General features: G+C 33.2%; 28 protein-coding genes and 1 other annotated feature (1 of these 29 running past the window's edge). Of the genes, 4 read left to right on the forward strand and 24 right to left on the reverse strand.

The window, feature by feature from the left end; all coding sequences use genetic code 11:
• Positions 1 to 9: 9 nt before the first annotated feature.
• Positions 10 to 885 carry an L-serine ammonia-lyase, iron-sulfur-dependent, subunit alpha gene (sdaAA, locus tag G314FT_RS00600; protein ID WP_257701627.1) on the forward strand — a complete coding sequence of 292 codons (876 nt, stop codon included), beginning with the start codon at positions 10 to 12 and terminating at the stop codon, positions 883 to 885.
• A 52-nt stretch (positions 886 to 937) separates the two neighbouring features.
• On the opposite strand, the gene G314FT_RS00605 is transcribed toward sdaAA, so the two are convergent.
• From G314FT_RS00605 to zapA, 7 genes are all read right to left on the reverse strand, one after another.
• On the reverse strand, positions 938 to 2,146 hold the full coding sequence (locus tag G314FT_RS00605; protein WP_257701628.1) for an NAD(P)/FAD-dependent oxidoreductase: 1,209 nt from the start codon (positions 2,144 to 2,146) through the stop codon (positions 938 to 940).
• Between the two features lie 96 nt (positions 2,147 to 2,242).
• Positions 2,243 to 2,536 (reverse strand): hypothetical protein, encoded by a 294-nt coding sequence (locus tag G314FT_RS00610; protein ID WP_117972495.1) that lies wholly within the window; start codon positions 2,534 to 2,536, stop codon positions 2,243 to 2,245.
• A gap of 69 nt (positions 2,537 to 2,605) precedes the next feature.
• A complete protein-coding gene (gene uvrC, locus G314FT_RS00615; protein WP_257701629.1) occupies positions 2,606 to 4,387 on the reverse strand; it encodes an excinuclease ABC subunit UvrC in 1,782 nt (593 codons plus the stop codon).
• A gap of 102 nt (positions 4,388 to 4,489) precedes the next feature.
• The gene (gene trxA, locus G314FT_RS00620) at positions 4,490 to 4,801 is read right to left on the reverse strand and encodes a thioredoxin (protein WP_257701630.1); all 312 of its coding nucleotides are present in this window, start codon (positions 4,799 to 4,801) and stop codon (positions 4,490 to 4,492) included.
• 85 nt (positions 4,802 to 4,886) lie between these two features.
• Positions 4,887 to 7,259, reverse strand: a complete 2,373-nt coding sequence (locus tag G314FT_RS00625) for an endonuclease MutS2 (protein WP_257701631.1) — start codon at positions 7,257 to 7,259, stop codon at positions 4,887 to 4,889.
• 63 nt (positions 7,260 to 7,322) lie between these two features.
• The gene (locus tag G314FT_RS00630) at positions 7,323 to 7,874 is read right to left on the reverse strand and encodes a CvpA family protein (RefSeq protein WP_257701632.1); all 552 of its coding nucleotides are present in this window, start codon (positions 7,872 to 7,874) and stop codon (positions 7,323 to 7,325) included.
• 19 nt (positions 7,875 to 7,893) lie between these two features.
• Positions 7,894 to 8,364, reverse strand: coding sequence for a cell division protein ZapA (gene zapA, locus G314FT_RS00635; protein WP_257701633.1), 471 nt, complete (start codon positions 8,362 to 8,364; stop codon positions 7,894 to 7,896).
• Between the two features lie 151 nt (positions 8,365 to 8,515).
• On the opposite strand from zapA, the gene rnhC reads away from it, so the two are divergent.
• Positions 8,516 to 9,442: a ribonuclease HIII gene (gene rnhC, locus G314FT_RS00640; protein WP_257701634.1), complete on the forward strand. Its 927-nt coding sequence runs from the start codon at positions 8,516 to 8,518 to the stop codon at positions 9,440 to 9,442.
• 173 nt (positions 9,443 to 9,615) lie between these two features.
• Entirely contained in the window at positions 9,616 to 11,802 is a 2,187-nt protein-coding gene (locus G314FT_RS00645) for an amidase family protein (protein WP_257701635.1), read from the forward strand.
• Positions 11,803 to 11,837: 35 nt separating this feature from the next.
• Here the strand turns inward: G314FT_RS00645 and G314FT_RS00650 are convergent, their stop codons facing one another.
• From G314FT_RS00650 to pepA, 9 genes are all read right to left on the reverse strand, one after another.
• The gene (locus tag G314FT_RS00650; protein WP_257701636.1) at positions 11,838 to 12,272 is read right to left on the reverse strand and encodes a GNAT family N-acetyltransferase; all 435 of its coding nucleotides are present in this window, start codon (positions 12,270 to 12,272) and stop codon (positions 11,838 to 11,840) included.
• Positions 12,273 to 12,286: 14 nt separating this feature from the next.
• A complete protein-coding gene (locus tag G314FT_RS00655; RefSeq protein ID WP_257701637.1) occupies positions 12,287 to 12,433 on the reverse strand; it encodes a hypothetical protein in 147 nt (48 codons plus the stop codon).
• Positions 12,434 to 12,513: 80 nt separating this feature from the next.
• Positions 12,514 to 12,837 (reverse strand): DUF1292 domain-containing protein, encoded by a 324-nt coding sequence (locus G314FT_RS00660; protein ID WP_117972487.1) that lies wholly within the window; start codon positions 12,835 to 12,837, stop codon positions 12,514 to 12,516.
• Positions 12,838 to 12,905: 68 nt separating this feature from the next.
• The gene (gene ruvX / locus G314FT_RS00665) at positions 12,906 to 13,325 is read right to left on the reverse strand and encodes a Holliday junction resolvase RuvX (RefSeq protein WP_079347260.1); all 420 of its coding nucleotides are present in this window, start codon (positions 13,323 to 13,325) and stop codon (positions 12,906 to 12,908) included.
• Positions 13,322 to 13,591, reverse strand: a complete 270-nt coding sequence (locus G314FT_RS00670) for an IreB family regulatory phosphoprotein (RefSeq protein ID WP_125956258.1) — start codon at positions 13,589 to 13,591, stop codon at positions 13,322 to 13,324. The genes ruvX and G314FT_RS00670 overlap by 4 nt, the downstream gene beginning before the upstream one ends.
• A gap of 91 nt (positions 13,592 to 13,682) precedes the next feature.
• The gene (gene ytpR / locus G314FT_RS00675; protein ID WP_257701638.1) at positions 13,683 to 14,300 is read right to left on the reverse strand and encodes a YtpR family tRNA-binding protein; all 618 of its coding nucleotides are present in this window, start codon (positions 14,298 to 14,300) and stop codon (positions 13,683 to 13,685) included.
• Between the two features lie 28 nt (positions 14,301 to 14,328).
• Entirely contained in the window at positions 14,329 to 14,784 is a 456-nt protein-coding gene (locus G314FT_RS00680) for a universal stress protein (protein WP_257701639.1), read from the reverse strand.
• Between the two features lie 14 nt (positions 14,785 to 14,798).
• Positions 14,799 to 15,110, reverse strand: a complete 312-nt coding sequence (locus tag G314FT_RS00685) for a thioredoxin family protein (RefSeq protein WP_257701640.1) — start codon at positions 15,108 to 15,110, stop codon at positions 14,799 to 14,801.
• Positions 15,111 to 15,117: 7 nt separating this feature from the next.
• Positions 15,118 to 16,194, reverse strand: a complete 1,077-nt coding sequence (gene pepA / locus G314FT_RS00690; protein ID WP_257701641.1) for a glutamyl aminopeptidase — start codon at positions 16,192 to 16,194, stop codon at positions 15,118 to 15,120.
• 175 nt (positions 16,195 to 16,369) lie between these two features.
• Here pepA and G314FT_RS00695 point away from each other — a divergent pair, with 175 nt between their 5' ends.
• On the forward strand, positions 16,370 to 16,729 hold the full coding sequence (locus tag G314FT_RS00695) for a PepSY domain-containing protein (RefSeq protein ID WP_257701642.1): 360 nt from the start codon (positions 16,370 to 16,372) through the stop codon (positions 16,727 to 16,729).
• Positions 16,730 to 16,826: 97 nt separating this feature from the next.
• On the opposite strand, the gene G314FT_RS00700 is transcribed toward G314FT_RS00695, so the two are convergent.
• The 8 genes from G314FT_RS00700 to G314FT_RS00735 all read right to left on the reverse strand — a co-directional run bounded on the left by G314FT_RS00700 (position 16,827) and on the right by G314FT_RS00735 (position 26,187).
• Positions 16,827 to 17,588 carry a (S)-acetoin forming diacetyl reductase gene (locus G314FT_RS00700; protein WP_257701643.1) on the reverse strand — a complete coding sequence of 254 codons (762 nt, stop codon included), beginning with the start codon at positions 17,586 to 17,588 and terminating at the stop codon, positions 16,827 to 16,829.
• 379 nt (positions 17,589 to 17,967) lie between these two features.
• A complete protein-coding gene (locus G314FT_RS00705) occupies positions 17,968 to 20,670 on the reverse strand; it encodes a YhgE/Pip domain-containing protein (RefSeq protein ID WP_257701644.1) in 2,703 nt (900 codons plus the stop codon).
• Positions 20,664 to 21,161, reverse strand: a complete 498-nt coding sequence (locus tag G314FT_RS00710; protein WP_257701645.1) for an RrF2 family transcriptional regulator — start codon at positions 21,159 to 21,161, stop codon at positions 20,664 to 20,666. The genes G314FT_RS00705 and G314FT_RS00710 overlap by 7 nt, the downstream gene beginning before the upstream one ends.
• Before the next feature lie 154 nt (positions 21,162 to 21,315).
• The gene (locus G314FT_RS00715) at positions 21,316 to 21,999 is read right to left on the reverse strand and encodes a metal-dependent hydrolase (RefSeq protein ID WP_257701646.1); all 684 of its coding nucleotides are present in this window, start codon (positions 21,997 to 21,999) and stop codon (positions 21,316 to 21,318) included.
• 339 nt (positions 22,000 to 22,338) lie between these two features.
• Entirely contained in the window at positions 22,339 to 23,544 is a 1,206-nt protein-coding gene (locus tag G314FT_RS00720) for a M20 family metallopeptidase (protein ID WP_257701647.1), read from the reverse strand.
• Between the two features lie 26 nt (positions 23,545 to 23,570).
• Positions 23,571 to 24,422, reverse strand: a complete 852-nt coding sequence (locus G314FT_RS00725) for a MetQ/NlpA family ABC transporter substrate-binding protein (protein ID WP_257701648.1) — start codon at positions 24,420 to 24,422, stop codon at positions 23,571 to 23,573.
• Positions 24,423 to 24,443: 21 nt separating this feature from the next.
• Positions 24,444 to 25,124, reverse strand: a complete 681-nt coding sequence (locus tag G314FT_RS00730; protein ID WP_257701649.1) for a methionine ABC transporter permease — start codon at positions 25,122 to 25,124, stop codon at positions 24,444 to 24,446.
• Positions 25,108 to 26,187 carry a methionine ABC transporter ATP-binding protein gene (locus tag G314FT_RS00735; RefSeq protein ID WP_257701650.1) on the reverse strand — a complete coding sequence of 360 codons (1,080 nt, stop codon included), beginning with the start codon at positions 26,185 to 26,187 and terminating at the stop codon, positions 25,108 to 25,110. The genes G314FT_RS00730 and G314FT_RS00735 overlap by 17 nt, the downstream gene beginning before the upstream one ends.
• A 342-nt stretch (positions 26,188 to 26,529) precedes the next feature.
• Positions 26,530 to 26,594, reverse strand: a binding site (T-box leader) (it continues 171 nt past the right edge of the window).

Consider the following 26,594-nt stretch of genomic DNA (forward strand, 5'->3'; position numbering starts at 1 on the left):
GATACAAGAATGTTTGAAACAATTGAAGAATTAATTACTTTAGCAAATGAACATGGTTCAATTGCTGAAGCCATGATCCAAACAGAAATAGAAGTTTCACAGCGACCACGTGATGTGATTATAGCTCATATGGAAAAAAATCTTTCTGTTATGTTAGCATCAATTGAAAAAGGAGTAAAAGGTGTCACTTCTGTAACCGGTTTAACTGGTGGAGATGCTCCCAGAATGAATGACTATGTCAATCAAGGAAACTTTTTAAGTGGTGAAACTATTTTACGTGCGGTACAAAATGCCATGGCAGTTAATGAAGTTAACGCTGAAATGGGGTTAATTTGTGCCACACCTACTGCTGGTAGCGCTGGAGTTGCTGCTGGTGTATTATCTGCTTTAACAGATAAACGTGATTTAACAAAAGAACAACAAATCAATTTTTTATTTGCAGCTGGTGCTATTGGTTTAGTCATTGCTAATAATGCTTCAATTAGTGGTGCTGCTGGTGGGTGCCAAGCAGAGATTGGATCAGCTAGTGCTATGGCAAGTGGTGCTTTAGTCGAAACGTGTGGTGGAACACCTGAACAAGCATCTCATGCTGTTGCAATAACCATCATCAATATGCTAGGTCTTATCTGTGACCCAGTGGCTGGGTTAGTTGAGATACCTTGTATTAAAAGAAATGCCTTAGGTGCTTCTCAAGCATTTATTTCTGCTGATATGGCTTTAGCAGGAGTTAAAAGTGTTATTCCTGTAGATGAAGTAATCGAAGCGATGCATCAAGTTGGAATGCAAATGCCCTCTGCTTTTAAAGAAACTGCTGAAGGTGGATTAGCAGCAACTAAAACAGGTAAAAAAATTATGCATCAACTTTACAATAATCACCCTAAATAAAATAAGCACCTTATTAGACTTCAATCTAATAAGGTGCTCTTTATTCTTATTTTTAATGATAATAATCAAAACGGCCTTTTTTAAGAAGTGTTCCTGCAGTCCCAACATCAAGAAGAGATTTATTGATAATACTTTTCTTAACAATTGATCCCATATATCCTTTAACTTCTTTTCCACCAAGGATTTGACCCATCCCAACATTATTACCAATTGAAGCGACTGTTCCTAAAGATTTAAAAGTAAAGGCTTCAGTAGGTTGGTTGTTCAATAAGCGAGCTAAGTTGTTTGCAGCTGCTTCACCTTGTTTAATCGCGATTTGAGCTGTCGTTGGAAATGGTCGACCAGATTCTTCATCCATTACGGCACTCACATCACCAATCATAAAGATATCAGGGTAACCTTCAACACGTAAATCTTTTTCCACCATCACACGTCCACGACGTTCTGCAAATCCAGATTCTCCAACAACATGGCTTCCTTTAACCCCTGTTGTCCAAATAATTGTATGTGCATGAACTTCTTTTAGTTCACCATTTTCTTCATAAACAACTGTATTTTCTTTAATTTCTTTAATTGGTGTGCCAACTTTAAATGTCACACCACGTTTTTTTAATACGTCAATACCAAATTGACCAAGTTTTTCTGAAAACATTGGCAATAGGGTTGGCATTGCTTCAATACAAGTAATTTTCACTTTATCCATTGGGAAATTCATTGTTTTCGCCAATTTTGGAATACGGTTTGTAATCTCACCTAAATATTCAATACTTGTAAAACCAGCACCACATACTACTATTGATAAATCTAATTCATTTTTAGATTGTTGATAGTTAGATAACATTTTATCTAGGTGTGCTTGTGCTGCTTCTGCTGTTTTAATATTTACTAATGGTAAAGAAAATTCATCTACACCAGGAATGCCAAATGTTTCTGATTCAAAACCTAATGCCATTACTAAATAGTCATATGATAGCTCACCATTGTTTTCTAACAATACTTTTTTATCATCTTTTTCAACCTTAACAACAGTATCTTTTATAAATTCAACTTTTTTAGTATCAATAACATCCACAATATTAAATGTTATTTTACTTGCTGGTTCTGTTCCAGCAGCTACTTCGTGTAATTGTGTTGATTCATAATGATAATCATTTTTATTCACTAAAACGATATCCGCCTCAACATTTTTCTTGCTTAATTCTTTAGCTGTCTTTAGGCCTGCATAGCCTGCCCCCAAAATAACGACTCTTGGTCTGCTCATTTTTTATTCCCTCCAACTTTTAGTCCATCGACACTATATGATTTTTTCACAAAAAAGTCAATTTTTTTGACTGTGACTTTTTAAACAAACATGTTTCTATTTTTTTAGCGTTCTAGAGTAGTACCAAATACTAATAATTGTCACTAAACTCACAAATGCACCGTATATCAGTAAATGATTCACAAATTCACTTCTTGACAGTCCAAATGAATTTAATTCAGTTAAAATAACACCTAATCCTAAAATAAATCCACTCATAGTTAATTGAGATGATTTAGCTAATACTTCTAAACCCAACTGATTTTTTTTTGCTTTACTTACTTGACGATAATAAATAAACATACTGACAAAAATGATAAGCAACGTAACGATTTGTATGATTAAATTCATAGTTAAGACTCCTCTATTATCGAATTAAAAAAACATGCTTTAAATTGTAACATTTTTTTTATCATTTGACTATTTTTTTATTGATTTAAAATGTTGGTATACATTAGTTGCGACTCGTTGAGGTAAGCCTGACTTAATCAAATCTTGAACACTTGCTTCCTCAATTTTTTTCATCGATTTAAATTTTGTCAATAATTGTTTTTTACGCTTTGGTCCAAGACCATCTATACCATCTAATTTAGAGGCAAAACTTGTTTTACTACGTGTTGAACGATGAAACGTAATAGCGAATCGATGGACCTCATCTTGTATGCGCTGAAGCAAAAAGAATTCAGATGAATTACGCTTTAATGGAATAACTTCCAAATCTGGTCCAAATAATAACTCACTTGTTTTATGTTGATCATTTTTTGCTAATCCTGCAATTGGTATATCTAAACCTAATTGATTATCTAACACATCTTGAGCTGCATGTACTTGCCCTTTCCCACCATCAATTAAAATTAAATCTGGCATTGGTAAATTGTCCTTTATCACTCGCGAATACCTTCGATAAATCACTTCTTTCATTGAGGCATAATCATCTGGACCTTCAACTGTTTTAATTTTAAATTTACGATAGTCTTTTTTTGATGGTTTTCCGTCAATATAAACCACCATCGCAGAAACAGGATCTACTCCCATAATATTCGAGTTATCAAATGCTTCTATTCTATTAGGTATTGGAATATTCATTGCTTGTCCTAGCTTTTCTACCGCCCCAATCGTTCTATCTTCTTTTCGTTCAATCAAATTAAACTGTTCTTCCAAATAAATTTTGGCATTTTTATTAGCTAATTCGACTAAATCTTTTTTTTCACCACGTTGAGGTTGTAATATTTTAGTTGGAATCATTGCTTCTACAAGCGTCTTATCCAATTCTTTTGGTAGTAAAATTTCTTTCGGAATAAAATGATGATTTTCTTGATAAAACTGGCCGATAAATGTCAACATATCTTCTTCTGGCTCATTATAAAAGGGGAAATCAAACACATTTCTTTCAATAAGTTTACCTTGTCTAACAAAAAAGACTTGAACAACCATCCATCCTTTATCTACATAATAACCAAAAACATCACGATCGACAAAATCTGCATTCGTCATTTTTTGTTTGGTCATCACACTTTGAATAGACTGAATTTGATCACGATATTCTGCCGCTTTTTCAAACTCCATATTTTCAGAGGCTTTTATCATTTTTCCTTCAATTTCTTTTTGAATCTCAGTATAGCCGCCATTTAAAAACTTTTTAATTTCTTCTACCATCTCTTTGTACTTCGCTTCTACCACTGGATTCACACATGGTCCTAAGCATTGTCCCATATGATAGTACAAACATACTTCATTTGGTAGATTTTTACATTTTCTAAGAGGATAGATTTTATCTAGTAGTCGCTTGGTTTCATTGGCTGCTTTGACATCAGGATATGGGCCAAAGTAAATGGCGTTATCTTTCAATACTTTTCTAGTAATAAGCAGTCTTGGTGCTTTTTCATTGGTAATTTTAATAAAGGGATAGCTTTTATCATCTTTTAACATGATGTTATATTTCGGCATATTTTTTTGAATCAAATTAATTTCTAGCAATAGAGCTTCCGTATTCGACTCTGTGATAATCGTTTCAAAATCTACAATCTCGCTAACTAGTCGTTGTGTCTTCTCATCATGCGTCCCTGTAAAATAAGATCGCACGCGATTTTTTAAAATCTTCGCCTTACCAACATATATAATGGTATTATGTTTATCTTTCATCAAATAACAGCCTGGCTGATCTGGCAACAAAGCTAATTTATTTTGTATTCTTTCATTCACTAGTTCAATCTCCTTGTACTCTCTCTTTATCAAGTCAAGTATACAATTTGTTGAAAAAAAAATCATTCCACAGTGACTATTCACTATAGAATGATTTTAATTTTAAAGATATTTATTAAATACTTGTTCTAATTGTGGTTTTTGTTGGACACCAATCATTTGTTCAACAACTTGACCATCTTTTTTAAGTAATAATGTTGGAATACTCATAATTCCATGTGCTTGACTTGTTTGAGGATTTTCATCCACATTTACTTTAACAATTTTTACTTTGTCTTGGTATTCTGTTGCAATACCGTCTAAGATAGGTCCTTGCATACGACATGGTCCACACCAAGGTGCCCAAAAATCTACCAATACTAATCCTTCTTCTGTTTCTGCTGCAAAGTTTGCATCTGTAATATTTTCTACCATATTCATTCATCTCCTAAATAATCTTTTACTTTATGAATTTATTATACCATTGGGGGTAGTAAAGAACTAACAATCTGCTCACTTTCTAGAAAGTCACAATTGTCGCACCGTCTCCACCTTGATTGCTAGGAGCAAAATTATATTTTTTCACTCTACGATTATTTTTCAAGTACTCTTGTACCCCTTGTTTTAGTGCACCTGTTCCACGTCCATGAACAATGGTTACTTGAGGGTATCCTGCAAGTAACGCTGAGTCAATATACTGATCAACTTCTGCTAAGGCATCCTCATAACGTTTTCCTCGTAAATCTAGTTGAGTTGAAACTGATTGACGGCTACCACCACCATCGCTTTTTACGGTTGATACACGCATGCGAGGTTCTTTCTCAGGTGCAATTCGTGTCATGCCATCTTCTGATACATTCATCTTCAGAATACCTAGTTGCACTTGCCATTCTTTATTTCCAACTTTTTCGATTAATGTACCCCGTTGTCCAAACGCTTCAACTAAAACATCATCACCAGCTTTAAATGTTTTTTTCTCTTTAGCTTTTTTCAAGACTTTGTTTTTCTTCAAATGTGTTTCATCATGTTTTAATTTTTCAAAACCTGATTTAACTTCAATCAATTCATGTTCTTTAACGGATTGATTATTCCCTGTTCTTAGTTGCATTTGACGAATGTCTTTAATCATTTTTTCTGATTCTTCTTGTGCTTTACTAATCACTTCATTCGCTTCTCTTTTAGCCTTATTCATCTCTTTTTCACGTTCGGTAAAGAATAGTTCATAAGCCTCTTTTAAATCATGATAGAGTGTTTCAGCTTCATCAGCATAGTGACGCATTTCCAAATATTCGGTTTCCGTCATTTTACGTTGATTTTCTAAATCAGAAATCATATCATTTAAATCTTGGCTTTCTCCATCAATAATTTGTTTAGATTGCTCAATGATATCAGGAGATAACCCTAAACGTTTTGATATTTCAAACGCGTTACTTCGACCAGGAATTCCAATTAACAAATGATATGTTGGACTAAGTGTATCAACATCAAATTCCATACTAGCATTGATTGTATTCGGACGATTATAGCCATAAACTTTTAACTCAGGGTAGTGAGTCGTTGCCATAACATAGGCACCAATTTCTCCTACTTTATCTAGAATAGAAATAGCCAGTGCTGCTCCTTCCTGTGGATCTGTCCCCGCTCCTAACTCATCAAACAATACCAAACTATCTGAATCAAGATTATCTAATATTGACACAATGTTTGTCATATGTGAAGAGAACGTTGATAAATTCTGTTCAATTGATTGCTCGTCCCCAATATCTGCATAAATATTTGAAAAAATTCCAATACTACTTTCTTCTCCAACAGGAATTGGTAACCCTGATTGTCCCATTAATTGAAGTAATCCTAATGTTTTAAGTGTAATCGTCTTACCACCTGTATTCGGTCCAGTGATGACCACTGCTTGATACTCTTTACCAATTACAATATCATTTGGTACCACAACCTCTTCATCAATTAGTGGATGTCTAGCTTGTTTAAGGTGAACATCTTTGTCCTCGCTCAATCTTGGCACAACGGCTTTCAATTGTTTACCAAATAATGCTTTACTATTAATGAAATCTAGTTTACCTAAAACATAGGCATTTTGTAAAATATCTTGTCTGTAAGGTTCTAATTCATTAGAAAGTTCAGCTAAAATACGCTCGATTTCTTTTCTTTCAGCAATTTGATGTTGTCTCAAACGATTATTCAACTCGACTACTTGTCTAGGCTCAACAAATACCGTTTGACCTGATGCACTCTGATCATGCACAACCCCACCAAAATGGCTACGGTATTCACTTTTTACTGGTATAACGTAGCGATCGTTTCTCATTGTCACAATGGTATCACTTAAATAATTTGAATTTTTTCCACGAAGTATGCCATCAAGCTGTTCTCTAACTGCTTGCTCAGACCCTCTAATACTTTGTCGAATGTGTTTTAATTCAGTCGATGCGTCATCTGTTACATGACCATCTTCATCAATTGATAATCGAATGACTTTTGATAAATCAGGTAACGCAATCATTTTTTCTGACCAATCATATAATCGATGTAATGCAACCTCAGCATCGTTTAAATCATCAAAAAAGGATTGAATCTCTAACACTGTTCTTAGCACACGTCCAACTTGAGCTAACTCAACCCCATTAAGCATGGCACCTATTTCAATTCGTTTCATATGTGGTTTAATATTTTCTAAAATCGGCATAGGAATCCCACCACGCAAACGTAGCACTGTCATCCCATCTTCCGTTTCCATTAATGCTTCTTCTATCTCATCATATGAATGAGAAGCCTTTAACTCACTCACATGCTCTAATCCTGATTTTGTCACAATATGTTGTGATAACAATTGCTTCACTTTATCAAATTCTAAAATATCTTCTATTTTCTTTTTCATTCTATTTCACTTCCTAAAATACGACTTATGTAAATAAAGAGCCCATTTTACTAGGCTCTTCTTTTATAAAATAATTTGTTTAATCCACCACTGATATAAACTAGATGACAGTATCGGGGTATGTTCAATCATGGCTCTAGCAACACCTGATCTAGCAAAAGCATTTTGAATAAAGCCTAGTGGTATCATGCTTATTATCGTTAACACAATGACTAATCCAATATAGGTTAAAGCAAGATTAATTAATCCTCCAACTAACTGGTTACTTTTATGAAGCAATGGAATAAACGTTAGTCTGTAACACAACATACCGACAAATTTTGTTATCAAATAGCCTACGACTAAAATAATTAAAAAGCCAAATGCTGCATAAAAAGCTTTATCTAAATCAAATATCAACTGATTATCAAAAATAGCTAGTTTCGTTGTCTGTGTTGGTGCAGGATAAGGGATTAATAATTCAATTTTTTTTCCTACAGATTTGTACATACTTTTTGCCATAAAAAAACTTAATGAATAGCCAACAAAATAAACCAACTGTAAAGCAAAACCTCGTCGATAGCCTGCATAAAATCCTGTCAATAATACTAAAATACTAATTATTGTTATAACCATTGAAAAACCTACTTATTTTTTATTTGTTTGATTGTTGTTCTTTCTTTTGATGATTGTTACGTTTAATTTTTTCTTTTGCTTGTTCATTCACAATTTTTTGAATTTCAATCTGATTTAACATCTCTTCATCTGTTAATTCACGGTTTTCTTGTATCACTTTTTTTTTTGTTTCTTTCTCTCTTGCCTCGATTTTATCAAGACGCTCTTCTAACTTCTTCATTTTTTCTAGTTCATCTTCTAATTCACTAATATCTTTTTTTAAGTTTAAAATTGTTTCTTGTTGTTTTATTTGTACAGATAGTGTATTAATTGCTAATAAGATAGCTGCCTGTTCTGTTGATAACTTAGGAGCATTTTTCATAATTGTTTCAAGTTGCTCGTTTGCCAACTGATTGACAATATCCATATGATAATGACTTTCTTTTCCTATGATTGTATATGTATTACCAGCAATGGTTGCTTTATATCGTTTGTTCTCTTCAAGAGCCATTTTAAATCCTCCCATAAATCCTTCACTAAAATAAGCAACTTAATTATATATGACTTTCTTTTAATTGACAATTAAGCAAACAGTATCTTAAGAATCATTCAAGATAAAAACATGTTATACTTAACTTAAATTTTAAAAAAGGAAGTTGAATATGCCCCAGACAGTCACATTACTAGCTACAGAAACATTATTACAAGAACTATCAAGTGCTTATGAGCCATTCTTCAAGAAAACACCTCCTTATGCAGTATTTCAAGCAAAAATCCCTGGAGTGGTTATCACTGCTTATCAATCAAAAAAAATCGTCTTTCAAGGAGAAAAAGCTGAAACAGAAGCCGCTATGTGGGAAAAACGTGGCGCAACAAATTCAAAGAAAACAAAAGAAAAAAGCGTGTCTTCTGCTTTACCAAAAGACTTTGCTTCATGGAATGTTATCGGCAGTGATGAAGTTGGAAATGGTAGCTACTTAGGCCCTGTTGTTGTCTGTGCTGCTTACGTTGATGAAACACATATTCCTTTATTAAAAGAATTAGGTGTTAAGGATTCTAAAATGTTAACTGACACAGATATCAAACGCATTTCAAACGAGATTATCCATGTCATGCCTTACCGAAAACTAGTATTAACGCCAAAAAAATATAATGAAATCCAACCCGAATACAATGTCAATCGAATGAAAGTTGCCTTACATAACCAAGCGATCTATCTTTTAATGCAAGATATCAATCCAATTACCCCTAAAGGTATATTGATTGATCAATTTACACCTGAATCAAACTATCGCAAATACTTATCAAAAGAAAAAAATCAAGTAACTAAACCTTTATACTTCACGACAAAAGGAGAACAATATCATCTGGCGGTTGCTACTGCATCCATTATTTGCCGCGCAGAATTTTTAACAAGTTTAGAAACAGCTAGTAAAGAATTAGGATTTACTATTCCTTCAGGAGCTGGACAAAAATCAGATATAGCTGCTGCTAAAATCATCAAAAAAGGTGGCATGCCCCTTTTAGAACAATATGCAAAAGTTCATTTTGCCAATACGCAAAAAGCCTACAATTTAATTAATCGTTAAATACAAAATTGTTTTGATTATTTCAAAACCTGTCTTCTAGTAGCGGACTTTTATAAATTATTTAAACATTTTTGACTTTTTTGCCAATAAAAGAACGACGTAAAAAAATTACGTGGTTCTTTTTTTATCGTTTTTGATTACACTTGAAGAAGTTTGTAAAAAGGAGAAAAAACATGTCGATAAAAAATCGTATAAAATTATTACTTGCCACAGCACTATTATCTGTTGGTATACATACTCATGCAGTAGACGTTCCTGTCACTACAACTAGTAGTTCAACCATCGTTACTAATACACCACAACACACGAATCTAACAACTGATGAGTACATTTCTATGAGCGCTACTGATTTAGCTAAGCTAGTAAGAGAGAAAAAAGTCACAATCGAAGAATTAATTGATTTGGCTTTTCAAGTCAATGCAATAGAAAATCCGCGAACAAATGCATTGATTACAACAAGAAAAGAACTTGCTTTAAAAGAAGCAAGTGAGATGATCGATAATGGTCAACCATTTTTTGGTGTTCCAATTGTGATGAAAGGTTTAGGTCATAGCATCGTTGGAGGAAGTAACTCGAATGGGTTAGATTTTAACAAACATATCACAACAAAATTTAACGGACGAATTGCCAAGTCATTACAAGATTTAGGCTTTGTTATCATTGGTCAAAGTAACTACCCACAATTAGGATTGAAAAACGTGACTGATTCAACTCTTTATGGTCCCACTGGAAGTCCTTGGAATCCTAATTTTCAAGCCGGTGGGTCTTCTGGCGGCTCTGGTGCTGCCGTTGCATCTGGTGTTGTTCCTGTTGCATCTGGTAGTGATGCTGGTGGCTCTATCAGAATTCCAGCATCATGGAATGGTCTTGTCGGATTAAAACCCTCTAGAGGAATCATTTTGGGAAATGCTAAAACTGGACAAGTCGTCAATTTCCCACTTGCTAAAAATATGGAAGACACAACAGCTTTGTTTGAGAATCTATTAACATCTGATATTAATCCTACACCGGCTAATCTTACTGGAATAAAAGTAGGTTATACCACTACTTCACCTGTTGGAACACCTGTCAGTGATGACGCGAAACAAGCTGTTATGAACGCTGTTAACTTTTTAAATTCAAAAGGGTTTGTCACTGAAGAAATCACAGTACCTGTAGATGGGGTTAAACTAATGCATGGTTATTATGAAATAGCAACTGCTTCTGGTAGTTTAGCCAACTTTTTAGCCAAGCAAACATTAAAAAGAAGTTTACATATAGACGATGTTGATCCAGTTACTTGGGCTCTTTACCAAGCGAGTGAATTTGTTCATAAAGAAGACTTAGAAACAGTCAATGCTTATAACGATGAGGTTAAAGAAACAATGGAAGCTTTGTATAAAGACTATCCTTTAATATTAACACCAACTACAGCTTCAACTGCTCCAGGACTAGCTGAATCTTTACTAACACCAGAATACGCTGAACAAATCAAACATATTGATGAGTTAAAAACAAAAGATGAGCGAATGAAAGTTGTCTACGATCAATGGTTAAATTCATTGGCTTACACACCTTTTACTCAGTTAGCAAATTTAACTGGCCAACCTGCTATTAGTTTACCAACTTATGTCAGCAAAGATAACTTACCTTTAGGGATACAATTTAATGCTGCGACGAATCAAGATAGACTTTTACTAGAAATAGGAAAATTATTTGAAGAAAATAATCAATTTAAGCAACTACATACTAAAAAAGAAGTAGTCGTTCCTGAAACAAGCGATACCATGATGTCCTCTACTGAATCAACAACAGAAACTGATTCTAGTTCTTCTTTAAGTAGCGAAATGGAAACAAGTCAGACAAATGATACGATGAGTCAGTCTGAAAATGAATCGACACAAGAAACAACCAGCGTAACAGATACAATACCTTCAGAAAGTAGTACTGACTCTACAACTCAAACGATAAGTGACGAATCAAAGAATTCCACCACTAGTACTTCCGAGACAACAGATGCAACAATAAGCAGTACTCAACAAGAATCAAGCTCTACGTCATCATCTTCTACTCTAATAACTGAAGATGATAATATTTTAGTCACTCCTACTCCTGAAACAACTGATAGTAAAGAAATAAGTTCTAGTAAACAATCAAGTCAATCAGCTAGTTCAGAGACTAGTGAGACAAGTAGCCAGACAGACACTAAGTCTCAGAAAACAGTTTCTAAAAATAAAAAAGTAAACAATGATAATCAAGAACTAAACTCTTTATCTCGTCTTCCTAAAACAGGAGAGGTCATCCAAAAATATCTACCATTCATAGGAATTCTAATCATTGGTTTAGTAACTATTTTTTGGTATATAAAGAAGAAAAAATAATAAAAAAAGAAAACTGACAGTTGATTTAATTACTGTCAGTTTTTGTATACCATAACTAATTCAATTTCTTTTGTGTCCTCATTAATTTGAGTTTCACTAATTTTAAATCCTTTTTTAGTATAAAAATTGATTGCCTGTTTATTTTTTTCATAAACAGTTAAGGATAATTCTTCAAAATCTACTTTTGCTCGTTCTATTAGTTTATTTCCGATACCTTGTCTTTGATAATCAGACGATACAAATAATCCCTCTATATAGCCTTCTAAAATACCTAAAAAGCCAATAATTTTTCCGTTTTCATCTGTTGCTACATATATATCTACTTTAGGTAGCCCTTTTTCTACAAACTCTATATTGTCTTCCCAATACGAATTGGCTATAAAAGAATGAGCTTTTTTATTAGTATCAAGCCAAATTGACATAATGTCTGTTAATTGATTTTCCGTTAAAACCTCTAATTTAGTAATCACCTTATCATTCCTGCCTAATATTTTTTCATTACGGTTAAAACAGGGTAAAATAGAATTCCTATTAATACTCCCAGTGCCATATCTTTGAAAACACTCCCAAAAACAATCCCGATTAATAAACTTAACAACAAAACAGTGTATCCGTCTTCATTCTTTTTCATAAATTTATCCACCTTTATTTTCCAACACCTACAAAAAAAGCTAAACTCTATTAATAAGAGTCTAGCTAGTATTTCAAATTTTAGTCTTCTTCTGCTTCGAATGCATTGAAAACTTCTTCAATCATATCCCATTCAGCTTCTGTTTCAATTTCCATTAAACGACCTTCTGCTTCGTTATCTTCTTGCTCATAAGCATAGGCTAATAATTCAACTTCTTCACCTTCTGGTGTACTTGCATCATATAATAATACATAATCTCTACCGAATTGTTCTTTACCATCAATTGTTAAGTGAATACGAAATAATACTTCATTTCCTTCATCATCAATTAACGTAATTAAATCATCTGCCTCATGTTCATGATCGTGGTTGCAGTCATCTGTGTGTACATGTTTATCTGTCATCATTTATTCCTCTTTTCTGTTCATCTTTGCTTCCTCTTCATTATACAAAAAAAAAGATAAAAAGGCTATTAAACCTTTTTATCCAAATAATTTTGAAGAATCATTACAGCAGCTAATTTATCAATCACTTTTTTTCGCTTAGCTCGAGACGTATTAGCTTGCTCAACTAACATTCTCTCAGCTGCGACAGTTGACAATCGCTCGTCTTGGTAGACGACTGGTAAATTAAAGGTTTCTTTTAATAAATCACCATAAGCCATTGCTGCTTCTGCTCTTGGACCAATGGTATTGTTCATATTTTTAGGTAATCCAACAACAAATTCTTCAACTTCATATTGTTTGACTAACTCTGCTACACGTTCAATACCAAACTCGCCTTCATCTTCGTTAATTTTTATAATTTCTAACCCTTGGGCTGTCCAACCAAGTAAGTCACTTACGGCAACACCAACAGTTCTAGATCCTACATCTAATCCCATTTTTCTCATAATAGATCGATACCATTATGCACTAAATAGTTTTTTACCAATTCTTCCATAATTTCGTCTCTCTCATGACGACGAATTAAATTACGAGCATCTTGATAACGTGGAATATAGGCTGGGTCTCCTGATAATAAGTAACCAACAATTTGATTAATAGGATTATAGCCTTTTTCTTTTAACGCCATATAAACAATCGCTAATGTTTCACTTACTTCACGTTTATTGGCATCCCCAAAATCAAATTGGACTGTTTCATCAATAAAACTCATTGCAATTCCCCCCTTTAATATGTCTCTATGTTATTTTAACTCATAGTGTTTGAAACAACAATTAATAACTCAAACTTTTACAAAGTATTAATTATTGAGGTAAATTGAAGCGACTTCCCACTTCATAGCTATCATCTAGCTCTAAAATTCCTTTTTCTTTTGGTGCGTTTGGTAAGTGTAATTCTTTTGCAGAACAAACCATACCAAAACTTTTCACACCACGTAATTCTCCAGGCCAAATAATTAAGCCATCAGGCATCATAGCACCTACTTTTGCAACGACTACCTTTAAACCAGCTTTGATGTTTGGTGCACCACATACAATTTGTAGATGCTCACCATTATCAACCTCAATGTCGTTTACCGTTAAGTGGTCAGAATCCTCATGTGGTGTACATGTATGAACATATCCTACAACAAATTTTGGCGAATTATCTACTTCAAACTCATGAGAAAATCCTGCCTCTTTTAATGTCAAGTTAAGCTCAGTAATTTGTGATGATGATAACTCGATTTGGCCATTTCCATTTAAATTTGTAATATGATGTGATGCATTAAAAATATTCCAACCTAAAATTTGATCTGTTTCATTTTCTATAATACAAGCTACATTATCTTTTTTAACAACAGATACTTCTTTACTATTTCCTTTTGCTACAACAATAATCAGCGTGTCTCCAACTGCTTCTAAATTATAACTAACAATCATTAATTTTTTCCTCACCATTCTTTTTGTTTTACTCAGGTCGAACAACTAAGACATCACATGGTGCTGTTCGTATAATATGATCACTCACACTTCCCATAACTAATCGTTCTACCGCATTTAATCCTGATTGTCCAACCATAATTAAATCTGTATCATATTTTTCTGGCAGTTCTGTTGCCATCATAACTTTAGGGGAACCAAACTCTAATGTTACTTTTACTCGGTCATAACCTAAATCTTTTGCTATCTGGATATAGCTCTCAAGCAATTCTTTTGCTTGATTGGTTTCTTCTTGAACAATATCTGGAGAAAAAGTAGAAAACGCCATAGTCCCACCGTATAATTTATTTTCGATGATATGTGCTACAACGATGTCTGCATTATTACGTTTTGCCACAGCGACAGCTTTTTCAAATGCTTGTTGGGCTTGTTCACTACCATCTGTTCCAACTAATATTGAACGATATTCTTGTGATTCTAACATACTATCTCCCCTTTTTATAGTTCACTAATAAACGTCATAATCTCTTCTTTTGTTTTTCTGTTTTTACTGACAAATCGTCCCAATTCTTTTCCATCTTCTATTGCTACAAAACTTGGAATACCTAATATTCCCCATTTCTGGCAAATATCGATAAACACATCTCTATCCACTTGTACAAACGTGTATTCAGGAAAACTCGCTTCAATTTCCGGTATATCGGGTTTAATAAAGACACAATCACCACACCAATCAGCTGTAAAAAACAGCATCGTTTTTCCTTTTTCAAGTGGTTTTGCTAATTCTTCATACGTTGTTGGGATTAACATCTCTTCACTACTTTCCGTATATTATTGTATCAACTTCTGTTTTATCTAATGTTGTGATTAATTTCAAGACCATTTCTCTTGCAGCTTCATAATCTTTAATACTAAACATGGTTTGATGAGTATGGATATAACGACCTGGCACACCAATTACCGCACTTGGAACACCATCGTTTGCTAAGTGTGCTGCACCTGCATCTGTTCCACCTTTTGAAACAAAGTATTGATAGGGAATGTTATTATCTTCTGCTAACTCAAGGATATATTCACGCATGCGACCTAACATAATCATTCCTGGATCAAAAATTCTTAATAAGAATCCTTCGTCTAATTGACCATTAGCGTCTTTTTTACCTGACATATCATCGGCTGGTGAACAGTCCACTGCAAAGAATAAATCAGGTTTAAATTTGTGAGTCGATACTTTTGCTCCACGTAACCCAACTTCTTCTTGTACGTTTGCTCCTGCAATTAAGGTATTTGGTAATTCTTGTCCATATAATTCTTCTAACACATCTAAAACAAGGGTACAACCATAGCGATTATCCCACGCTTTTGAAATAATTCGTTTACCATTTGCCGTTTTTACTGTTTCAGATTGAGGAACAATGCCATCGCCAGGGCGAACACCAAACTCTTCTGCTTCTTCTTTTGATACAAATCCAGCATCGAATAAAATATCCGCAACATCTATTCCCTGTTTCTTACTTGCCCCTCTTAATAAATGAGGTGGAACTGATGTTGAAATAATTGGATAGTCACCTTTTTTTGTTTGTAAAGTAAAACGTTGAGCCGATACGGTGTAAGGATTCCATCCACCTAATGGGACTACTCTAAATAACCCATTTTCTAAAATTTGACTCACCATAAAACCAACTTCATCCATGTGAGATGCTAACATGATACGTGGTGCCTCGTTTGATTTGTTTTTACGAATACCAAACACACCACCTAATCCATCATATTCTATTTTATCAACAAAAGGTGCCATCTCTTTAGCCATAATACGTCGCATGTTATCTTCAAGACCACTGACACTTTGAATTTCAGTTAATGTTTTTATACGATTAAATAATTTATCATCCATGATTATCTACTAATTATATAATTAGTAGTTCACCTCTCTTTCTTCTTCACTTAATTATAACATAAGCAAAGCTTAGTCAAAAACCAATCACTTGATTTTTTAACTTCTTTTTTCTTTCTATTTTATTCATTTATGCTACAATAAGAACATCAGTATTACCATAGGAGGTAACGACATGTTTCATAAAAAACAAAAAACAAAAGAAGTTTATCATCATGGCTTAACGACTGGTTTAGGTATTGGTTTAGCAGTGGGTGCCGTTGCTGGTGCTTTAGTCACAAAATGGTACAAAGATAACAAAGTTCTTTCAGCAGATGATATTTTAGAGCAAGTAAAATCTGACTTTCTACAAGATGGTCCAATCGAAGGCTCTTGGATTCACTTTAAAAAGGAACCTTTAGACAAATTTGCTATTAAAACAGATGTCTATACAGGTGGTATTTCTCGTATTGAAGAAGGACAACTTGTTCAATATGAATTTACAGCGGATGCTCACACTGGTTCAATTATTGATATCCATAAAATTGAAGATTAATAAATAAGAAAGTGTTGATTTTTTATCAGCACTCTTTTTTTCGTATAAAAAAACTCCCTCAGAAATGTTCCCGAGAGAGTTTAATTTATAACTAATATTAATGGAATTGCATTCCACCATCTACGATAATTGTTTGACCAGTAATGTAGTTTGAGTCTGGTCCTGCAAGGAATGATACTACACTTGCTACTTCTTCTGGTTCAGATAAACGTTTCATTGCAATATCTTTTGCAAAAGTTTGCATTCCCCATTCGTCATCTTTTCCAGCATTTTTACCAACTTGATGAGCAATGTCATACATCATAGGAGTTTTAACAATCCCTGGTGCATAAGCATTTACTGTGATTCCTTCTTCAGCTAAATCACGTGCCGCGATTTGAGTCATTCCGCGAACCGCAAATTTTGATGAACTATAAAGCATTAAATTAGGGTTTCCTACAACACCAGCTTGAGATGTTGCGTTAATCACTTTACCACCGTGACCAAATTTACGGAACATTTCTGTTGCGATTTGAGTTCCCCATAATACTCCACCAACATTAATGTCATAAACTTTTTTGAAAAGTTCTGGAGTAATGGTTTCGATTGGTGTTGTTGGAGCAATCCCAGCATTGTTTACCATAACATGCAAATCACCAAATGTTTCAACTATCGCTTGAATAGCTGAAGCTAATTGCTCTCTATCAGAAACATCAGCTGTTGCAGCAAAAGCATTCTCTCCTAAGTATTCAACTGCTTTTTGTGCGATGTCCTTATTATAATCAATCACTCCTACTTTAAAACCATCGTTATACAATCGTTTTGCAATAGCAAAACCAATTCCTTGTCCTGCTCCTGTAACTATCGCGACTTTACTCATAGTTCTGTCTCCCCTTTAGCTGGTTGTCTATTAAGGCAATCAACAATCATTATTTTTTCTTGTTTAGTATACAGCTAATAAATTTCAGTTACAAAATATTTTTTAATTGTTATTTAATTTTACTATTTACACTACCTTTTAAAGGAAAAGTCATTTATTTTAAATAGTATATAAACTTTTAACAAAAATTAAATTAAAAACGTTTTATGTTATTTTATGTTATTTATATAACGTATTTATACACTTTATTATCAGTCTTTATAAGTAAATGGATAACTATCTTAAAATACCATTTAGTACTTAAAACACTTATCGCTATTCTTTCTTATTTAGATAGATAGAAAAAATAATCCAAAATACTATTTGGATTCTTTTTTTATTAATGTAGAATATGTCCTTCTTTTAAATTATCTCCTACTTTTTTAAAGATTCTTTCTGCTTTCGGATATAAAATATATCCAACAATGAAGAATCCTATTGTTATACTGATTAAAATAGTGATAGCTTTAAGTGCTGACGGCCAATAAATACCACCTACTGATTCTCTTAATAAGTTCACAGCATAGGTAAAAGGAATATATGGATTAATTGCTCTAAAGAACGGTCCTGACATTTCAATTGGGAAGTTACCTCCACCAGCGGAAATAGATAGAACCAAGATAATAATGGCAATTCCTTTACCAAGATTATCAAACAAAGCTACTAGTACATATACCATCATCATAAAGGCTAAATCAATAATTAAGGCAAATATAACATTCCATACTGGATTTTTTGTATAAGTTCCAAGAAGTAATTGATTTCCAATTGTTACAATTAACGCTTGGAAGAAACCTACTACTAAGAATGTTGCCATACGGGCTAAAAACTGTTGACGTTTTGAGAAACGTCCTACTTGTTCCTCATCTAAATGGAATTTAGTTGATGCAATACTTGAGAATAAGACTGCCCCAACCCACAAACAAAGTGCTGTATAAAAAGGTGTACTTGCTGATCCATAGTTTGGAACAGGATACACATCTTTCGTTTTAAGCTTGACTGGACTAGAAATAAATTTACTTTCAGCATTAGCATCACCCTTAAGATACTTCACTGCCTCCTCTAAATCAATGTCTTTCTCGCCTTTTCTAATGGCATTTGCTGCCTTTTGAACACCTTCTTTAACATTCGGCCAGTCTTCTTTAATCATAACTTCTGCTGCATTTAAGGCTGTTTCCAATTTAGGAGCCTTTTCATTAACTTTGGACATGGTCTCTTTTACATCATTTTCAATTCCAGGTAAATCATTTTTAATAAATAATGTTGCCTTATTCATTTTACTTTGAACAACAGGAAAATCATTTTTAAAAAAATCAGCACCTTGATTAATACCATTAATAATTAAATCCATATTGCCATTTAGCATAATGTTAGCTGTATGAATCTCATCTTGAATAGCAGGCATTTCCTTTTGATAATCTTTTAAGAAATCAATTGCTTCGTTAATAATAGTTGTTGTATTTTTCAATAAACTATCCAATGTTTCCATAGTCCCATCATTAATCACTGTTCCAGTAATATGTTTTGCTGAATTAAGCATACTTTCAACATTAGATAATGTTTGATTAACTTGAGACTCAATTTCTGAGGGATTAATAGAAACAACTAATTGATTTAAAGTATTACTTATTTCTGTTAGCCTTTGTTGTAATCTATCAGGGGCTGAAGCATAATCTTCCCAGTTATCTAATATAGACTGAACATTACTTTGAGCATGACTTACGTGATTTTCCAATGTATCTAATTGAGATAAAGCATTTGAAAAATCAGGAGCATTTGGCAAGCTCGCTAACTGATTGAGTGTTTCTTTTAATGATTGGATCAGCTGTAATTGTGTTGTTAACTGATTGTTTAATTTTTCAAGTTGGGCATGAATTTGTGCCGTGTGAGTCTCCGTATCAAGTGCTGCAATATCTGCAGCTAATTTTGCCGAAACTTTTGACAAAGTATCTAATACTTCTATCCCCTGTGTCAATCCTTCTGTCACTGTTGGCAATACTTTTGCAATTTTTTCTAATTGCTTTTGTAAATCTGGAATCATTCCATCTGCTGTATTAATCAAATCTTTCACATCTGGCAACACCTTTTGTGCTGTGGCAATCACTTCTAATCCCTTAGTAGCCTCATTGATTGCTTCATTCATCATTTGAACGACTTTATCCATATCATTATCTGCTTTATTTAACTGCGTTCCAGCATTCTTAATTTTAGGGATGTTTCCCTGAACATCATAAACGATTTGACCATATTGGGCTATCTCAGGTAATTTTCCATTTAATGCCACAACTTTGTCAGTCGTTTTATTTAATTCAGGAATATAATCAACAAATTCATTAGCTAATGCTAGTTTCTGTTTAAATTCTGGCATTTTAGTTTGTAATTCAAGAACTTCTTTTGTATAACCATCTATCTCATCAAGATTTTCATCTACTTTGATAATTTTTGACGTAATTTTTTTAATAGAAGGTAAATTGGCATCAAGGTTAAATCCAATCTCATTAAATACTTCTAATAATGTTTTACTAGCTGTTTCGATAAATTCTGTTGAAATCGTATCTTGAATAGTTCCAGCACCCTTATCAGATATTTTGGGAGCAATGGCATTGATTTTCTGATTCACTTGATATTCAATTTCTGGATAATCAATTTCTCCTTTAGTAAAACTTAAAAGATTCTCAGTAAAATCTTTTGGCATATATAACCCTGCATAATATTTTCCGGTCTTAACCTTATCATCTAATTCTTTCTTTGATGAAACAAATTGCCAACCAATTGATTTATTATCTTTTAAATTTTTAACGATCTCATCACCAATATTGATTTTTTTTCCTTTTAAATCAACTGTTTGATCATCGGAATAAATTCCAATCTTGATACCACCAGTATTTGAATAAGGATCCCATAACGCTGCAATGTTAAACCATGCATATAACGATGGGATAATCATCAATGCTATCATCAATACAAACGTGAGCTTGTTATGAAAAATCCTTTTCCAATCTAGTACAAATAAATCCCATACATTTTTTATTCTATTTAACATTGAATTGACCTCTCATCCTCTATAAAATCATTCCAATTTCTATGTGGTATTTCACCATACTCACGAAAGACATCAGATAATATATCTTCTACTGTGATTCTTTCTAATTCTTTATTCCATTTTTTATCCGCTCGCGAAAAGCACTCGGCAATTTGTTCATCACCTGTTTGAGCAATTTTAGTAAAATCACTAAAAGCTCTCTCTAAAACACCCACTTTTGGGAATGAGTGAAACGGCTCTTCTATTGCTTCAACAATGTGTAATAGCGTAATATCAGATAAATCTTTTTTAATGTAAAATCCACCATTGTTTCCAGATACTCCTTCAATAATATTTGAAACCACTAACTTTCTTAGTAACTTTCTAATATAAGAAGAAGAAACAGACAGTTTTTGATAAATTGCGATTGATGACACAGGTACGTCTTTTTCCTGTGTCGATAATAATGCCATGATTGCCAACGCTTGTTCCGTTGCATTGGTTAACTTCAAGTGATATCACGTCCTCTCATTCTTACATTCGGCTATTATAGACTTTTTTTATCCACAATGCAATAGAAAGGTTTCATTATTTTATCATTTTCAATACAACATGTTTTTGGAATAAAAAAAGAACAGTTATATTCAGACTGTTCTCATATGATTTTTAAATACTAATGAACTCTCCTGGTTCTAATACTTTACCTGTATTTTCTGGTAATAAACCAATAAACTCATATGGATTTTGTTCTATAACAGGAAAGGTATTATAATGAATCGGTATAGTCAATTTTGCTTGAATAACGTTTGATGCTTTTGCAGCGTCTTCTATCCCCATTGTAAAGTTGTCACCAATTGGTAAAAAAGCGATATCTAAATCAAAATCATCTCCCAGCAAAGATAAATCACTATAAAAAGCAGTATCTCCGGCATGATAAATTGACTTATTATCAATGGTAAAGATAAATCCAGCGGGTTCTCCCATATAAATCATCTCACCATCCAACTCATATCCTGAACTGTGTTGCGCAAAAACCATTTTAACTTGACCAAACGGAAAATCGAACTTTCCACCTATATTCATAGGATGAACATTCTTAATCCCTTGACTTGTTGCAAAATGACAAATTTCTGGAATAGCAACAACTTGAGCATTGTTTTTTTTAGCTAAATAAACCAAATCCCCCACATGGTCACTATGTCCATGAGTAATAAAAATATAATCTATTTCCACTTTTTCTAGTGTTAGGTCTGTTAATTTATTTCCTGTAATAAATGGATCAATTAAAATACGAGTATGATCATCTGTTTCTATAATAATGACTGAATGGCCATGATAACTAATTTTCATATAACTTCTTCCTAATTTATTAGATAAATCAATTATACCTATTTCTATAACATAACTCAAAAAACTGAATGAAATAATACCATTCAGTCATGCTTTAGACTTGTTTTTTTAGAAACATCTTAATAAAAAATAACTAGGGGGATAGCTTATTTCTATATAAGATAAACAAGTTATTTTCTTATTTTCAAGCCTAATTATTAACATAAAAAATTATAGTAGGGTCCAATCTCTATAAAGGCATGACCACTACATCTTTACTATACAATGTTAGTGTAAAAAACAGGGGGGCTTTTTGGTAATATCAATATAAAAATCTATTATACTGATAAAGAATAACGATTAATTCCCTTGTATTTTTTGTTTTTTATGTTCTTCTTTTATTTCGTTTAATAACTTATCATCTAAAAGTAAATCCAACGCTGTTTCTGCTAACAACTGGGCAGCAATTCCTATTGAATTTAAACCTTTCTCACTTTTAGCAGCTGCTTTAAATTCTTCTGAATGACCTGCAATGTATTCATCAGAGATAGATACTGTTGGTTGAATGGTTGGAATCACTTGACTAACATTTCCAACATCGGAAGAACCGATATTTTGTCTTTCACCACTATATATTTCTTCTTCTGAAATACCGATTCTCTCAAAATGACTAACAAAAATATCATCAAATATTGGTGTCACAATAATATCATCTACCCCATTTTGAAATAACCCAAATTTGTAATCTGCTCCTGTCGCAATTGACGCACCTTTAACAATATTTTCAACTTTTTGATAGACATCGTCCAAGGTTTTTCTATTAGCTGCTCTCAAATAAAAACGTCCAGACGCATATTCAGGAACAACGTTCGCAGCAACACCCCCATTAGTAATAATGCCATGAATATTCACATCTTTGGGTAAATGAAGCCTTAGTCCATTAATACCATTAAATACTTGTATTAAAGCATCAAGCGCATTAACTCCCTTTTCAGGTGCTGCTGCAGCGTGAGAAGCCACACCAAAGAATTCAATATCTACCGGATCGTTTGCTAATCCTAAAGCCGTCTTACCATACTTGTGTGCAGGATGAACGCAGAGGGCGGCATCAACATCATCAAAAAATCCCTCTCTTACAAAACTACCTTTAGCTGATCCATTTTCCCCTCCTTCTTCTCCAGGTGTTCCATAAATGCGAATTTCACCACCAACTTCATCTATCACTTGTTTTAATGCACTAGCAGCTAAAACTGAATAGTTTCCAAATAAGTTATGTCCACATGCATGACCAATTCCAGGTAAGGCATCGTATTCAGCTAAAAATGCTAAAGTTGGTCCAGGCTTGTAAGATTTGTATCGTGCATCAAATCCTGTATGGTGACCGGCAACATTTTTTTTAACGTCAAAACCTTCTTTTTTCAATTGATTAATTAATACATCAGAAGAGTACACTTCATAATTACTAACTTCTGGATGATTATGAATGTCTAGTGCTAGTTCTTTATATACAGGTAATTGTTTTTCTATATAGTCTATAATAATTGCAGATTTATTTTCTCTTGTCATATATTCAATACTCCTTTAGATTAAATTTATTTTTTACCAAATGTATCCCACGCTGGAATACTTGATCCTTTAGAGGTTTCTTCAATCACTTTTTTAGTTTCTTCTGTTTGATAAGCATCTACTATTTTTTTATATGTTTCATTCTCTTCATCTTCTTTTCTAACCACAATAATGTTTACATATGGTTTTGATGTCTCATTTACTGGTTCTAAGAATATTGCATCTTTCTCTGGAATATACCCCGCATCTACTGCAATCCCACTATTAATAATAGCTGCTGTCACATCTTGAAGTGAACGAGGTGTTTGTGCTGCATCCAATTCTTCAATTTTTAAATTCAACTTATTTTCTGTAATATCACTCACTGTTGGTGCTTGTTTTTTGGCTGGATCAACTTTGATTAACCCTGCTGTTTGAAGAAGTAATAATGCACGCCCACCATTTGTTACATCATTGGGAATAGAAATTGTATCCCCTTCTTTTAATTCTTTAACATCTTTAATTTTCTCAGAATAAATACCTAATGGTGCATTCACTGTATTCCCAATAGAAACTAAGTTAGTTCCATGTTCTTTGTTGAAATTATCTAAAAATATTTGATGTTGAAATGAATTTAAATCAATATCGCCATTATCTAAAGCTACATTTGGTTGACTATAATCTGTAAATTTAACATATTCTAAATCAATGCCTTCATCTTTTAATCGTTTTTTTACATCATCCCATACATCTGTGTCTGATCCGACAAAACCTAATTTTACTGTCACTTCTTTTCCGTCTTTTGACTTAGATGTTGCCTCTTTATTTCCAGACCCACACCCTGTTACTAATAATAAAACTGCTATTATTGCTACAATATATCCAACAAATTTTTTCATATTTCATTCTCCTTTTTATTGTTAATGACTAATTTTTTTTATAATAAAATTGCTGATTCCTTGGCAGATAAACACTATTAATAAGATAATAATTAACGCTACCCAAGTTACATCACTTTGAAATCTATTATGACCTCTTGATATGGCTAAATTTCCTAATCCTCCTGCACCGACTGCCCCTGCCATAGCTGTTAAACCAATCACGTTAATAATCGTTAAAGCTGAAACCCTCACAATACCAGGTAGTCCTTCTTTTAAATACACTCTAAAAATAATGCCTAAAGGACTGGTTCCCATAGCCTCTGCTGCCTCAATCACTCCTGAATCAACTTCAAGTAAAGCTACTTCAATTTGTCTAGCAAAAAATGGGACAACTCCTGCTACAAGTGGAACAAGTGCTGCAGTTGCTCCAATTGTTGTTCCAGCAATCACACGTGTTACAACATTTAATAAAGCTAATAAAATAATAAATGGAATAGATCTAACTACATTCACAATTTTATCTAAAATCTGATACACATATTTTTGTTCCAATAATCCTCCTGGTCTTGTTACAACCAATATGATCCCAAATATCAAACCAAATACGCCGGCAATAATAGCTGTCCAAAATGACATGTATAATGTCTCAATGGTTGCCTGTTTAAATTCATCAGGAATTTGACTAGCGTTTGGCAAATATTTTTCAATAATTTCTTGCATAATGACTCACTCCTTCTATATCGATTGTTTCATTTGCCTGAATAATTGTAATGTTGACTCCCTCAGAGATTAAATATTGGATGGCTTCTTTACGCTTATCTAACTCACCAGTCAAACTCACAACTAAACTACCTAATGGAACATCCTGTATGATTTCAACATTCCCATATAAAATGTTAGCAGATACTTGGAAGCGACTATATAACTGTGAGATTAAGGCTTCATTTGTTTGACTGCCAATATAGGATAGTTCAATTAGCCAAACATTTTCAGATGAATCAATAAACGATTGACTCGATAAAATCGTTTCTAATGCTTGATCGATATGTGAAGCGGTTCGAATAAAGGTTTGTGTCAACTCTTGTTTTGCTTGACTAAATAGTGTCACGCTATCCCCTTTTTCTACAATCTCACCATTTTCCATTACAGCTACCTTATTACAAATCTCTTTGACCACTTGCATTTCATGTGTAATTAAGACAATCGTTAAATTTAGACGTTTATTTAACTCTTTTAATAAAGATAAAATTTGTAGCGTTGTCTTAGGATCTAAAGCACTGGTCGCTTCGTCACATAAAAGTATCTCCGGATCGTTTGCTAATGCTCTAGCAATAGCGACACGTTGTTTTTGTCCACCTGATAATTGACTTGGATACGCATCATGTTTATCCGACAAACCAACTAATTCTAATAATTCTATTACTTTTTCTTTTCTCTCTTGTTTTGATTTTCCTGAATACTTTAGTGAAAAATCAACATTATCAAAAATAGTACGACTTGCCATTAGATTAAAATGCTGAAAAATCATCCCAATGGACTGTCTCTTCCTTCTTAAATCTTTTCCCTTTAAATTCGTAATGTTTTCTCCTTTTATCAAGACATCTCCTGTAGTTGGTCGTTGTAATAAATTAATGACTCTTACTAATGTACTTTTCCCTGCTCCTGAAAAGCCCACTATGCCGTAAATATCTCCTTTTTCAATAATCAAATCAACATCTCTCACCGCATAAACGTCACGGTCAGGTTGATGAAAAGTAACAGATATATCTTTTAATTCAATCATATTTTTTCTCCTTTAATTATTAATAAAAAAAAAACCTCAATAAAACAAACCCTGTCATTTGTTTTATTGAGGACGCTTATGCGTGTTACCACCTCTAATTCGACTAATTTTCACAAATTAGCCCTTATCGGGTACTATCATACCCTAGCAAGTTAACGGTTGCGCTCGTTATATTCTTACAATTATATGCTCGAATACAAATTACTCAATGGCCATTTTCAATTAGTTTATCTTTCCTCTTCTCAGCTTCATGAGGTTCTCTGTAAAAAATAAAGTCAATCTACTTACCATGTCAATGTAGGTCTATAAAAATAAAAAAGCCCTTTTACATAGCGAACTATGTAAAAGGACGACTTATCGTGTTACCACCTTTTTTTAGAAGAATTTCTTCTTCCCTCATACCCGAC

Source organism: Vagococcus luciliae, from assembly GCF_024637875.1.
GTDB classification, from domain to species: domain Bacteria; phylum Bacillota; class Bacilli; order Lactobacillales; family Vagococcaceae; genus Vagococcus; species Vagococcus luciliae.